Source organism: Halomarina salina (assembly GCF_023074835.1).
Classification (GTDB): Archaea; Halobacteriota; Halobacteria; order Halobacteriales; family Haloarculaceae; genus Halomarina; species Halomarina salina.
This window is the reverse complement of record NZ_JALLGW010000001.1, coordinates 2,749,373-2,762,712: the sequence shown is the minus strand read 5'-3', so window position 1 is coordinate 2,762,712 and position 13,340 is coordinate 2,749,373. Positions and strand designations below refer to the sequence as shown.

Sequence of the window (13,340 nt, the reverse complement as noted above, 5' to 3'; positions counted from 1 at the left end):
CAGTCATATGGTCTCTCTCGAAGCACTGACCCATGGCACATATCCCGAACCCGGATGCAAATCGCCCGGATCCGGCGCTCGTCTCGCTTCTGGATGGTGGTCTTGATGCGAGCTTCGAGAGGGCACGCTCGAAAGCCCTTGAGACGCTCGATTCAACGGATATCGTCGCAGTCTGGCTCCAGGCAACCGGCGACGGAACGACCCTTGATTCAACACCAACTGAGGTCTCCAGTCCAAACACAACACCACAAATCACGCACCTCGCTGGCTATGCTGATGATTTCGAGTACCCACAGATCACGCAACTTGCTCGGCAACTGTTTGGCCACCATCTGGGAGTCCTCACTGACGGCCGTGCCGCCAGCCTCTCGAATCAAGACGCCCTGACCCAGATTGGCTCAGACATCACTCAATTTGCTCGCATGTTATCGGAGGCGTCGGATGCAGCCCCTGTCGACTACCCGATTCGGGGCTCGCTGTCGACCCGCCTCGAGCAAGCGACGGACGTGCTATCTGATTCCGATCTGACGCTGTTCTGGCTCCAGGTGCTCAGAAGCGACGGGACGATTCGAAGTATAGTCAGCACCAGCGGCGACGAGCAGCCGTTCCCACAGGAAGCCATCGACTCTATGATTGAGAGCCCGATTGCGTACGTGATGGGCGTCCCCAACGAACTGCCACCAACCACTCAGACAACGATCCTCTCACACTCGTTCGCGCAGCACGCCCTCGTGGGGGCGAACACTGCTGCAGTCGACCTCGAAACGTTCAGTGAGGAAGCAGTCTCCATCGCACTCGAGGCAGGGTACCACGAGGAAGTCATGAGCGATATCTGAACTCGGCTTTTGCCCCGCATTTCAGGAGTGATCACCCAAGAGTCCGCTATAGATGATTGTCGCGACGACCGTCTAGCCTGCCGCGTTCTGGGCGTTTTTCAGTCGCTCGTCCGAAGCCAGACTGATGACTGAGGACTCAGAACTCGACTTTGTACAACTCGGCGACACAGGGATGCAGACGAGCGAACTCCAGTTCGGCACGTGGCGGTTCGGGAAGGAGACCGAGGAAGGAAACATCGAGATCGGTCAGGAGCGTGCACACGAACTCCTCGATGCCTACGCGGACGCGGGCGGTCGGTTCATCGACACGGCAGACGTCTACGGTGGGGGCGACTCCGAACGCTGGATCGGTGAGTGGCTCGAAGACCGAGACCGCGAGCGCTATACGATTGCGTCGAAGCTGTACTGGCAGATTCGCGAGGGCGACCCCAACTCGCGAGGGACGAACCGCAAGAACATTCGCCACCGAATCGACGCGCTACTGGATCGCCTCGATACCGACTACGTAGACATTCTCTACATCCACCGCTGGGACGACGAGACGCCGACTCGCGAGATGATGAAGACGCTCAACGGCCTCGTCGAGAAGAACAAGGTCAACTATCTCGGGACGTCGACGCTGTGCCCGAACGCCTGGAAGGTGGCCAAAGCAAACGAGATTGCCCGCGCAGAGGGATGGGAGCCGTTCACTGTCGCCCAACCACGCTACAACCTCGTCGACCGAGAAATCGAGGGCGATTATCTCGAGATGGCGAAGCACTTCGGCATCGCTATCTGTCCGTGGAGTCCGCTCGGCCAGGGCTTCCTGACCGGCAAATACACTCGTGATGAGGGGTTGACTGGGGAATCCCGAGCGTCGGAGTCGAGCCGGTTCGAAGACGCCTACCTCACCGAGGAGAACTTCGACGTTCACGACGAGCTCGAAGCAGTCGCTGAAGAGGTAGACGCTAGCCCCGCCCAGACGGCGCTTGCGTGGCTGATGCACCGCGAGGGCGTTACCGCACCTATCGTCGGGGCACGGACCATCGAGCAGTTAGAGGAAAATCTCGGTGCTGCGCGTATCGACCTCTCGGCCGAGCAAGTCGAGCGCTTGACGGGATCGAAGGCAGGCCCATACGGCGGGCTCTAGACACCGACCGATAGAGGGACCCGCAACTCCTCCGAGTGGTCCAACCACTACGTCTGCAACCAGAATACACGGGAAGCAACTGAATTGTACCACAGTCACCTCCTCACACTCGACGCAGCGGGAGCAGTGGGTTGGAACCGTGATACAAACGTCGTCTCAAGAGGGCCGGTGTTTTCAGCGGTCGAGCCAACACTTCCCCCCTCTAACCCGAAGTGTCCATTCTTCCCAGCCAATTCGACTGAACACCTCAGCGAACCCACTCGCTCGCCGAAATCACCACTGTAGCCTCCAAATCGACCACCTGCCGAGAGGGCGCACGGTCTTACCCGCCACCGCACACACGAACCGACCTTATTCAGACTGGTGACGATACGGCAGTATGAGCACCTTTGTCGTCGTCGGTGGTGATGCCGCTGGCATGTCTGCAGCGAGCAAAGCGAAACGTGAAAACCCCGACCTCGACGTCGTCGTCTTCGAGCAGGGGGAGTGGGTCTCATACGGCGCGTGTGGACTACCGTACTATATCAAAGGGGAGATTCAGTCACTCGAAGACCTCGTCTCGGTGACGCCCGAGCAGTTCCGTGAAGAGCGAGAAATTGACCTCCGAACTGGCCACGAAGTGGTCGATATCGACCCAGACCAACAGACCGTCATAGCCCAGCACGAGGCGGGCGAGGTCGTCCAGCCATACGACCACCTGCTGATCGCGACGGGCGCTGCCACCGTCACTCCACCAATCGGCGGATTCGACAAGGAGGGCGTCTACACACTCGGATCCATGTCTGATGGGAAGGACCTCCGGGAGTACGTCGCCCGGTCACGTGAGGACCAGGACCTCCAACAACCTGACCGCGGGCCGGCTTGCCAGTTTCTCGAGACGTGCAGTGGTCCTGTGGGTATTGTAGGTGGCGGCTATATCGGCGTCGAGATGGCCGAAGCCCTCGCTGCCAACGACTTCGAAGTCCACCTGTTCCAGCGCGGCGACCGCATCCTGACGTCGTTCAGTGAGGCAACCAGCGAGGCCGTCCTTGACCACCTCGACGAACAGGACGTCGCAGTCTACCTGAATGCAGAAGTGACCTCGTTCGACGGTGACAACGCCGTCGAGGCAGTGGTGACGAACGAAGACCACGTTCCGGTCGAGATGGTGCTCGTCGGAACCGGCGTCAGGCCGCGAACGGCCCTCGCCGAGGACGCCGGTGTCGAACTAGGACCGACCGGTGCCATCGCGACGGACAGCTATCGGGAGACGAACCTGCCGAGCGTCTACGCCGCGGGCGACTGTGCGGAGACCCAACACGTCGTCACCGGTGAGCCAGTTTACATCCCACTGGCCCTGACTGCCAATCGCCATGGCCGTGCTATCGGGCAGACAGTCACTGGTGAGCGAACTGAAGGGGGCGGTGTCGCAGGCACGGCCGCCGTGAAAGCGTTCGACGTCGAAGCCGCCCGAACGGGTATCCTCAACCACGAAACGGCACAGGCCGCGGGCTTCGACCCGCTAACGGAGACCATCGACGCGAACTCTCGGGCTGGATACTACCCTGAAGGTGGCACCGTCCGGGTGACACTCACCATTGACCGTCCTTCGGGGCGCGTCCTTGGTGGGAGTCTGGTCTCAGAGTACGGCGAGGGGGCGGTCCACCGCAGCCACGCCCTCGTTGGCGCGGTGACCGAGGGCGTCAGCGTCGAGGATTTCGCGAACTACGATTTGGCGTATGCACCACCATTCAACACGACCTGGGACCCGGTGTTAACCGCTGCAAAGGTCGTCGAGCGCCGAAGGTGAGTCTAGTTTGGTAACGAACCAGAGCTTCTAGTTGGAACCTGATTGGTCGCCGGAGACGTTGGCCCAGAGATGCACTTCTCGATAGGCGTTCTCCGTTGTCGGGTTTTCTGGGACGTCTTCCTTGTACAGTAGATAGACGAGTCGCAGTCGCTCACCAGCAAACGGTGGGGTGAACGTGTGGTTCCGTTGCCACGTCTCATTCGACCCGACGCTAGGGGTGAATCGCCGTAGTTCTGCTTGCTCCCGAACGTCAACAGAGACGTTCGTCACGTTCGTCTGATTCGAGGACGGCTGGACCGCTGTCCCGTTCTCGAGATAGGTCACATTCACGCGCTGGAGTTCGACCACCAGTGTGTAATCTACCGTCTCGCCTTCGTGATTCCCGATTCCGGCGTACAGCGACGCACTCTGGCCCTGAGTGAGGTTCGTGGGATAGTCATCAGCAACGAGGTCCCCGCTTTCGTTCTCGGTGAGCAGATACAGCTCAGTGAACTGCTCGCCTTGTGTTGGTACCAGTACCGCATAGCCAACACTCGATACAGCAAGGAGGAGACTGAGCACCAGGACAACGTTTAGGAGCGCATCACCACGCGAATCGGGTTCGAACAACTCCGAGCGCGTCCCCGCGATCCACTCACGATACGGGATGACGAGGCGTTCATCGGCAGGGAGGGCCCACCGCCGCATCGCCCCGACGACACTCACGCCGAGCGTGAACGCACTCAAACTCACCACGATGGACACCAGCCGAATCCCGAAGGGGGTGAAGTTCAGTACCAATCCGATGAGCGGAACGATTGCGATGCTCGTCCCCAGCGAGAGCGCGAGCCGTTCGATGCCGTCGATTCCCTCACTGACCTCATCGACAGCACCATCGTTCCATTCAGCGTTTCCAGTGTGTGTTGGGCCCTCGCCTGCTTCCGGAAACAACGCGGCGATGAAGGCATAGCCTGGGGCGAACAACACGAACACCAGCCCGAGCCCAATGCGAACCGGGGTCTCGTTGAGGACCGGCGCGAGAACGAAGAGGTCGGTCACCAGCGTCAGCACGATGATTGCTGCGAGGTCGGCGGGAAGCCGACGAACCGGACGGGGGAGCAGCAATCGGGCATCCATTGATTCGGTGGAGACCCTCAATTGGGATAAATCAGTTGACTTCTAAGAGCCACATTAGTCGTTGATATGTCATAATTTGGCGCTCGTGAGTGCTTCGTTCGCGGGCATTGGCGGCAGATATCTGGCGTGCATATCTTCTCGGTCCCCGGTAGATATCCATGTAGCTGCCCTCGACGGTTGGAGTGTGGTCCGGTCCGCTCTCGGAGTCGGGGTGAATAAACGACCTCTGCCTACCCGTTATCAAATCAATACTCTATCTGTCTCACGACCCCACCCCTCACCATCGCGTGGTCGTGACTGTAGCCGGTTCAATGGCGAACGCAGAACTCCAACGGTGTCGTTGATACCCGGTTGTGGTCGCGGTTCCATCGTCATTCGTCAGCAGACCAAACGAGAGAGTTCCCGACCTTCTTCTTCGAGACTCGGCCCTCTTCGAGAAGACGCCGGAGTCGGTAGTCAGCACTTTGCCGTGCAATCCCAAGCTCACCAGCGACTTCTTGAGTCCCAGCGGGCGCATGTTCACGAACCGCTTCCAGCACGTCTTCGTCGGTGTGCTCAGGTTCGAACTGCCCGCCTTCGTTTCTTTCCCGATCTTCACCCATCACTATCACAGACAGGTCCTTTCCTTTTCAACCTTCTGCCCTATAGCATAAGGCGAAACCTTATAACGTTATGCTGTATAGCAGAAGGTAAGGAAGCCCGGTCCCGTTGGGGCGTTACTATCGCAGGAAATGCCCGAGTGATTCCAGCACTCGGGTCGGGTTTCTGGGAACAGAAGACCCATGTCCGAATCATATTCCACCGGACTTCAAACCCCCGACACGATCGTCGAATCGCAGCAGAACATTGAACTCGCCGACACCAGCCTAGCCGCACTCGTCTACGAGGTCGAAACCGAATATCGCTCTCACCTCGGGCGTGAGGTCCCGGTCGCAAAGGAACTCATCGGATTCGCCCACGTGCAGGACTGGGACGACATCCGTGAGGCACTCCCGGGGGCACGGACACGGCGTTGGTGCAAGTTACTACCTTCCGACCTACGAAACTGGGGTGAACGCCGCTTGTCACGAAGCATGAGCGACAAGTGTAACACCTCCAAGCCGATGATACCGGAGGACATCGGGTTCGACAAACCGTTCTACGTCATTGATAACGCAGCGTGGTGGGAGGGGGCGGTTTCAACCACCTCCTGCGAACTCGCCCGAGCAATCGGTGTCTCCCTGGAGAAAATCAACCGAATGGCTGGCTGCTAACCTACGAAGATGAAGACATCTGATTTCCGTGATGTGTTTGTCCGTGTTCAGTCGGACCTCCTCATCATTGACGACAGTATCATGACTGACCGCCATCACGCCAGCAATGGGAACTACGAGGACACCGACCCCCAGAACCAGATCGGAGGCATCATCCCAGCGTTCAGTCCCTCGGGCTGGCTCCGTCATGGGATGGAAAAGGCCGTCCACGAACGCGATGGCACCGTCTGTCATCCCGGTGAGGCCAACGCCAATTTTCGCAAAGACGGTGTCTACAACCGCGACCTTGACGCCGGCTATCACCCGAAGGGTGACTGCCTTGAAGACGAAGGCGGCGACGGATGCGTGATTCACGACCTCTTCGGCGGTTTCGGCAATCGTCCTGGCAAGGTAATGCGGCGGCCCATCAGGTTCTCGCCCATTCGCTCCAGCGTGGACTATACGCGTGGACAGGCAGAAGGCCACTACCGTCGCCTGAACCGGAACATCGTCTCTCGCAATCGCGAAGACAACCGCGAACCGCTTCGGAACACCGAGGTAGACGCTGTCGCGAATCTCGACGGTGCGTGGCATCTCTCGTTCCGAGAAGCCAAACCCGAGTTCATCGCTCTGCTCGCTGCGGGCATCGATTACCTCGATGCCCACCAGACCGACTTTATGCACCAGCTGGGTGGCGCTCGGAACTTCGGCGGAGGGATTGTGGACTGCGAACTCATGAACCCGCTCTACGAAAAGTCAGAACTTCGGCGGGTGTTCGACCGGGGCAAGGGAAACACGAAGAGGATGGACGCGAAGGACGATGAGTGGGCCGACGAGTGCCTTCCTGAATTGCAGTCGGCGCTCACTGAGCGCGTGGAGCACGTGTCATGAGCGACCCGCTGCTGACCGCGTACCGCCACGACGCCCACAAGTTCACGGGCGAGAGCCACGACGACGCCAGTGACATGTATGCAGGCGTTCGGGTGAACCAGTCGGTTTCTGAGGGTGCGGACGGCGATGCGGCGGCGCTCTCACGTCCGCTGGACGTGCAGAAGCAGACCGTCCCGACGCACGCCGACCACTACCGGCTGTCTCTGTTCACTGGGAAGACGCTCTACAACCCACAGACGTTCACACGAGCGACCGTCGAGAATGAGGTGTCTGAACTCATCGCCACCGAGGACGCACTGGCCGCCCACGAGCGGTGGCTGGCGTCCGACGTGGCCGCCGCGTTCAACGAGACGGTCTATCACCCGTACACGAGCCTGAAGTTCCACACACTTCTAGTGGCAGCCCTGCTGGACAACTACCGTGCCCACCATGAGTTCGCTAACCTCCGACTCATCGTGGACTCAGCGGGCGAGGTCGTCCCGTTCCGCACCGTCTACGACGGGGAACGGTTCGCACTTCGCATTGACGCGGATGACGACGGGCGACCGTCGGCCCGACTCGGAAGTCGCCCGTGGCAGTCGTGGTCGTCGGCGTGGAACCGCCTCACGGCGCACCCTCTTGATGCCGACCACAACAAGTACGACATGACACTCGATGCGAACCTACGGCGGATGTGGTCGTGGAGTACCGCACTCCAGTACATCGAGGACTACGCCGCATGGAGGCCCGACCGGTGACGGAGGTTCAGCAGGTCCTCTGGGGGTTGAGGATGGATTACATCGGTCACCCCTACTACGTGAGCGGGAACGCCATCCTGCACGCCCTTGGCCAGCATCTCGCCCCCGAGACGCACGCTGCAATTTCGGCGAGCCACGGAGTGTTCGTCCCCGGCCAGTTCGGGACGTTCCCCGAAGAACACTCCCAGTCAGGAATTCGTCCGTACCTCGGAAGTGGTCTCCCTGAGGTCGAAGCCTACGACGACCTCTTCCTCCAGCGGCAGGCGTCGCACTCGTGGATGCTTGATACCCGTGCTCGGGACGCGCTGAACACACACGACCTCCGCGTCCACGGTGGCCATCCCGTGCTGGCTCACGAGACAATCATGGGGCGGCGGCCCGAACAACGCAAGAACCGCCAAACGACGAAGTGGTACGTCCACGCATACCTGCACGCCGATGACCCGGCGGTTCTTCCGCTCGACAAGGAGGTGCTGGAGGGCATTCAGTTCGGCGGCAAGCGCAACTACGGCTACGGCGAGGTCCAACTGAAAGATACGCAAGTGGTGAACCTTGACGAACTGGACTACTCCCGGCTCGAAGGCGCGGAGACGTACCTCATTGAACTCGTGACGCCGTTCGTCTTGGAGTCGGAGTACCCGGAGGCGAACGACCGCCCCGTACCATGGTGGTGGGCGGAGAACCGCGGCGACCTGCGGTTCCGTGAGGAGAAGATTCTCGAACAGCGCGAGGTTTTCCGCCTTCAGACGGTCGACCACGGGCAAGTCGTGAACTACCTCGGGGACAGCCCAGTGGAGACCGCGAAGAACGGCCTCACGCGGATCGGCTCGCACTCCAGATACGGCTTCGGTGAACTCCGGATGAAACCTCTTGGCGAACGGTCTCAAGAATCGGAGAAGAAGGACTGATAGCGCTCGTGAGTAACATGAACCGTGCGGCAAATATTCGCTGTGCAGACTGGATAAAGAAATCATATTACCAAAAATTATTATCACACACTCGCGAGTGAGGGCTGGGATATCCACGTCGTCCACGTTGACCTCAATTATCGGGATTCGGCTGCATTCGATGACCAGCTCATAAACGGGATGCGAATCAGCGCGATTCAAACCTCGAGCATGGAGTTTGAGTACGCCTGCCGAACGCAGGACAGCGGCGATATCGTCGCTGAGGGAAGTGTGACCCATGTCGCCGTCGATGCAGCATCTGGCGAGCCAACCCGTGTGCCCGATGACTTCCGAGACGCGGTTGTGAACTATCAGGATGCGCCACCTGACCCGGTGTGAACACCAACGGTCAGACCTGCTGTCCTGGGTGGTTGTGCTATCTGAACACTATATTCACGGCTCTCTGACGGACGCCGGAGTCCCCCCCCTCAGAGTCATCCACCGACTCCCAACGAGAAGATCTGTCTGCTGTAGAGACTCCAGTAGCGATTGTGCCTCAGCAAGATTGTACACGATCAGACTTGCCTATCCCATGCAACCATCAGTCTGCGCTAGTCGAGGAATCAGAGGATTGTGACGTCCGCTCCAGTAGGTCTTCTGCAGTCTCTTCGGAGACACCGAGTGGTGAGAACACGGCCTGTTCGTACGCACTCGTGAGCCGTTCGAGAAACGATCGCTCCTCGCTTTCGAGGTCGTCAGCCGAGGCGTTGTAGAACTCCCAGTGAGTAAGCCCACGGCGAACGCCCTGCTGGCCAAACTGCGCTCGCATTGCGGTATATAGCGTCACTACACTAGCATCGATATCACCGGCTGCAAGCTGCTCACGAGCACTCTCCAGCCGTGTCGAGAGGCTCACACTGCTGGTTGGTTCGACCCGTTGTACTGCAGATGTCGGAGCGTCGCCGACTGCAGGGGGTGAATCGTCAGGTTCGGACCCCTCCCTACCGGACCAGTACCGGATGCCGAGTGCGGCCAGCAGGCCGAGGACCAAGAGGCCAATTAGGAGTGCAATACGCATGTCCGTACCGAAGAGGCTCCATTCATCAGCAGGCTCACCGCCACCGCTATTCACCCCAGCAAGCACGGTTGTCGCGTTCGCACGCGAAGCTTCGAGGTTCGTCCCCTCACCCCTATAGGCGACATTGATCGTCATCGACCCATTGGCGTCACCGAGCTCTGCTGGGTCGATGCGGGCAGTATACCGTCCCTCACCCTTCGTCTGTACAGTGTCGAGGGTCTGGCCGCCTATCGACACAGTGATCGGCTGATTGGCGACTGCTGTCCCTGCTTCAGTCTGGAGCGTCCCTGAAACACGGATCGGTCCGTCATCAATAGACGACGCGTTGGCGGTCAACCCTGTCGCGGTCTCTCTAACATCGACCGTGGTACTCGCGTTCGTACTCGCAAGCGCTCTGTCGGTCTGGGCGATACGAGCGGTTACGTTTCGCGTTCCATTGTCGATACGTGCCGGGACCCGCAGCGTCGTTTGGTAGCTTCCGTTCCCATCGCTACGCACAGTCGCGACGCGTGTTCCACCCAGGTACACCGCAATCGGAACGGGTGCCCCCACGTCGTCTGCACGCACCGCCCCGCTCACACTCAGCCGCTCGTTGAATGCGATACGCTGCGGTGATGCGTTGACCGAGACCGTTGGCGTCACCTGTTCGACATCGACTGGGACGGTCGTCGAGGAGTTGAGATACGGCGACGACCCAGCGGGCTGGTATTCGACCGGTAGCGCCGAGATATTCAGCGGAAGCTCGGTCGGTCGATAGTCCACAGTGAACGCTCCTTCCTCGTCAGTCTCCGTCCTGTAGGTCCGATTGCCGACCTGCAGTCGAATGTCCTCCTCAGCAATCACCGACCCGTTCTCGGTCGTCAACTCCCCCGAGAGGGCGAGTGGGTCAATGAACGACACCGCTTCTCCATCTGCACTCACTGAGAGATTCGTCGCTTCGAACGTCGACCGCCGCACCTGCTCCTGCGTGTCGGTGATGTTCTGCTCGACCTCAGTGACAGCCGTCCGGGCATCAGTGAAGTTCTGCCCCGTCTGGTTGCCCAGCCCACCGAATCCATCACGCGTGTCTCGAGCGTTCTCACGCACCCGTTGAGCGTCTCCTTCGAGTTCTCGAGCTAACTCCCGTGCGCGCTCGTTGTTGCCGTTCTCGCGGGCGTCTCGGTAGTCGTCGTACGTCTCACGATAATCGTTCGTCGCGTTCGCCATTTCCCGCTGGTTCTCCTGGGTCCGCCGGTAGGTTCGGGTCGTCTCTGTCTCACCAGCGACGTCGACGAGCTGGTCCAGTCGGTCGCTATACTGGTCGCCCACCAGCTTCCGGGCAGCGTCGTACTCTCCCTGACTGAGTTGTATCGCACCCTCACCAAGTCGGCCTGCGAGTTGCCCAATCAACCACGATCTGAGCCCCTCAAGGTCGCCCTCTTGACCAACGGTATCGGGGTCTCGATGCGCAACCGAGTCATTCGAGGACGTGGTGTTCGTCCCGTTCGTCTCAGGGCCAGCCTGCGATGCCGAGATGTCAGGCGCGCCACCACCAGCCGTTGCAGCGGCCCCAACCGGGCCAGTTACCAGAGAGAGGACGACACAAACGAGGACAACCGACCGGAACACGATTGTCCGAGTTCCGTGGTCGACTGCAATGAACGTTATTGCTCGCTCGTCGCTCGACAGACAGCTACCCACCACCGAGATTGCGGTCGCCGCCTTGACCTCGCTGAAGTCGAGTCGCCCTCACCCGGCGAACACTCCCCCCGCTCGAACGAGAGGCTCTACAGAACAGATACGAAGACATCGGACCAGCATCGGCCCAAGCCGCCCACCGAGCGAGGCAGCCTTATCGGCGGTTTCTTGCCTGTAGCAGGCACAGGCCTGGTATGAATCCGGGTATCCTCGTCGCCGGCGAGACGCTCGTCGATTTCCTCCCGGAACGCGCCGGCCCACTCGCGAGCGTCGAGCGGTTCCAGCGGCGACCGGGCGGCGCACCAGCGAACCTCGCCGTCGGGCTGGCGACACTCGGTCATACGCCCTGGTTCTGGACACGGGTTGGGGCGGATCCCTTCGGCGACGCATTAGCCGCGACGCTAGACGACCGGGGCGTTCCCGACCGATTCGTCGAGCGCGACCCCGAGGCAAAAACCACGCTTGCGTTCGTCGAACACGACGCGAGTGCCGACCGTGCGTTCACGTTCTATCGCGACCGGACCGCCGACACGCGACTCGAACCGGGGACCGTTCCCGACGACGTGCTTGCGTCGCTCGAGTGGGTCGCCATCGGCGGCGTCTCGCTCGCCTCTGAGCCCGCGCGGACGGCGACGCTCGACCTCGCCGAGCGGGCTCGCGAGCACGGCGCGACGGTCGTGTTCGACCCCAACGCTCGCCCCGAACTGTGGGATGAGGACTTTCCCGAGGTGGTAGACGACACGCTCGCTCGGGTAGACGTGGTGAAAGCGACCCCTGATGATCTCGCTGCTGCCGGGTTCGACACGAACACTGACACTGAGACACTCGCCGCTGCAATCCACGACGCCAGCCCGCATACCCTTCTGTTGACCCGAGGAGATGCGGGCGCATTCGCCTCTGCAACTGACGTCGCACCGTGGGGACCGACGACGGTCGACCACCCCGGCTATTCGGTCGATCCGGTTGACACGACTGGCGCGGGGGACGCGTTCACGGCCGGCGCGCTTGCAGCACTCGCTGACGAGGAAGCGCTCAATGAGGCACTCGCGTTCGCCAATGCCGTCGCAGCGGTGACGACAACTGCCGAGGGGGCGATGACTGCTCTCCCCAACCGCAAGACGGTCCAGGCGTTCCGGGAGAACCACTGAGATCACGAGGACGACCAACGCCTTGCGGCGAGGAAACCAATTGAAACCAGCACGTCGGCGTCGTTGCCGATCGGGAGATTGTGAGTCTATGTCGAGCCAGCGACGGTCAATTCCACAGACAGAACAGGTAAAACGGCTCGGGGAGTGGCTTCGAAGCTAATCACCGAGCTGGCTGGCCACTACGAACCCGCGCAGTTGGCAAGGCAATCGATGAGCTACCCACCATCCTCGCTGGACAGAGACCACTCTCGGATGACTCAAGCAGCCGCTCCAGACGGACTCCAATCTCATTGCCAATACTGTTGAAATCGCTGCTGACTTTCTCAAAATCAATGTTTCTTAATGAAACCTAAATGCGAAGAACAAGGTGAGACTCGCCATTATACACACTAAACAACATTTATTAGCGGAGATAGAGTCACGGATTGTGTACCTTTGAAGCTATTCCCCTCTTGTATATTTGAATTCACTACTATCGGACATTTAGCCACCGAGAGCAGGGTTTGACTTGATTATCAGCTAGCTCCTGCTGCCCAGGATAGTTGGCCGCTGTTGCCACCTGTACCGGCCCAAACGCACATACGAATCCCGTGTGGGGAGTTCATATGCCAACGCCAGCACGGTTCGAACTCTTCCAAGATGAGTCTGGAGAATGGGGATGGGAGCTGATTGTCTCTGATGGAGGTACCATCGCAGATAGTAGCGAGGGATACCCCTCGAAACAGGAGGCGAAACGCGGAATCCAGACCGTAAAACAGCGTGCTCCGAACGCTCAGGTCGTTGACGCTGAGTAGGGGCTATTTCAATCGGGGGAGTATCA

The 13,340-nt window shown here is 60.0% G+C and carries 13 protein-coding genes; 10 read left to right on the top strand and 3 right to left on the bottom strand.

Features of this window, described 5'->3' with window-relative positions; translation table 11 throughout:
• Positions 1–32: 32 nt before the first annotated feature.
• From MX571_RS14215 to MX571_RS14205, 3 genes are all read left to right on the top strand, one after another.
• Positions 33–836 (top strand): hypothetical protein, encoded by an 804-nt coding sequence (locus MX571_RS14215; protein ID WP_247417917.1) that lies wholly within the window; start codon positions 33–35, stop codon positions 834–836.
• A gap of 124 nt (positions 837–960) precedes the next feature.
• Entirely contained in the window at positions 961–1,965 is a 1,005-nt protein-coding gene (locus MX571_RS14210) for an aldo/keto reductase (protein ID WP_247417914.1), read from the top strand.
• A gap of 379 nt (positions 1,966–2,344) precedes the next feature.
• Positions 2,345–3,754 carry an FAD-dependent oxidoreductase gene (locus tag MX571_RS14205; RefSeq protein WP_247417912.1) on the top strand — a complete coding sequence of 470 codons (1,410 nt, stop codon included), beginning with the start codon at positions 2,345–2,347 and terminating at the stop codon, positions 3,752–3,754.
• A 27-nt stretch (positions 3,755–3,781) separates the two neighbouring features.
• On the opposite strand, the gene MX571_RS14200 is transcribed toward MX571_RS14205, so the two are convergent.
• Complete coding sequence (locus MX571_RS14200) at positions 3,782–4,870, bottom strand: DUF1616 domain-containing protein (RefSeq protein ID WP_247417908.1); 1,089 nt, start codon at positions 4,868–4,870, stop codon at positions 3,782–3,784.
• 371 nt (positions 4,871–5,241) lie between these two features.
• Positions 5,242–5,472, bottom strand: a complete 231-nt coding sequence (locus tag MX571_RS14195; RefSeq protein WP_247417906.1) for a winged helix-turn-helix domain-containing protein — start codon at positions 5,470–5,472, stop codon at positions 5,242–5,244.
• Positions 5,473–5,652: 180 nt separating this feature from the next.
• Here MX571_RS14195 and MX571_RS14190 point away from each other — a divergent pair, with 180 nt between their 5' ends.
• From MX571_RS14190 to MX571_RS22745, 5 genes are all read left to right on the top strand, one after another.
• Entirely contained in the window at positions 5,653–6,123 is a 471-nt protein-coding gene (locus tag MX571_RS14190) for a hypothetical protein (RefSeq protein WP_247417904.1), read from the top strand.
• A gap of 9 nt (positions 6,124–6,132) precedes the next feature.
• Positions 6,133–6,993, top strand: a complete 861-nt coding sequence (locus MX571_RS14185; RefSeq protein WP_247417903.1) for a hypothetical protein — start codon at positions 6,133–6,135, stop codon at positions 6,991–6,993.
• Positions 6,990–7,730: a DUF8168 family protein gene (locus tag MX571_RS14180; protein ID WP_247417902.1), complete on the top strand. Its 741-nt coding sequence runs from the start codon at positions 6,990–6,992 to the stop codon at positions 7,728–7,730. The genes MX571_RS14185 and MX571_RS14180 overlap by 4 nt, the downstream gene beginning before the upstream one ends.
• Complete coding sequence (locus MX571_RS14175) at positions 7,712–8,638, top strand: hypothetical protein (RefSeq protein ID WP_247417901.1); 927 nt, start codon at positions 7,712–7,714, stop codon at positions 8,636–8,638. The genes MX571_RS14180 and MX571_RS14175 overlap by 19 nt, the downstream gene beginning before the upstream one ends.
• Before the next feature lie 66 nt (positions 8,639–8,704).
• Positions 8,705–9,016: an acyl-CoA thioesterase gene (locus MX571_RS22745; RefSeq protein ID WP_368409055.1), complete on the top strand. Its 312-nt coding sequence runs from the start codon at positions 8,705–8,707 to the stop codon at positions 9,014–9,016.
• A gap of 202 nt (positions 9,017–9,218) precedes the next feature.
• On the opposite strand, the gene MX571_RS14170 is transcribed toward MX571_RS22745, so the two are convergent.
• Entirely contained in the window at positions 9,219–11,303 is a 2,085-nt protein-coding gene (locus tag MX571_RS14170) for a DUF4129 domain-containing protein (protein ID WP_247417900.1), read from the bottom strand.
• A 263-nt stretch (positions 11,304–11,566) separates the two neighbouring features.
• Here MX571_RS14170 and MX571_RS14165 point away from each other — a divergent pair, with 263 nt between their 5' ends.
• Entirely contained in the window at positions 11,567–12,520 is a 954-nt protein-coding gene (locus tag MX571_RS14165; RefSeq protein ID WP_247417899.1) for a carbohydrate kinase family protein, read from the top strand.
• Between the two features lie 605 nt (positions 12,521–13,125).
• Positions 13,126–13,314: a YegP family protein gene (locus tag MX571_RS14160; protein WP_247417898.1), complete on the top strand. Its 189-nt coding sequence runs from the start codon at positions 13,126–13,128 to the stop codon at positions 13,312–13,314.
• Positions 13,315–13,340: the final 26 nt, after the last annotated feature.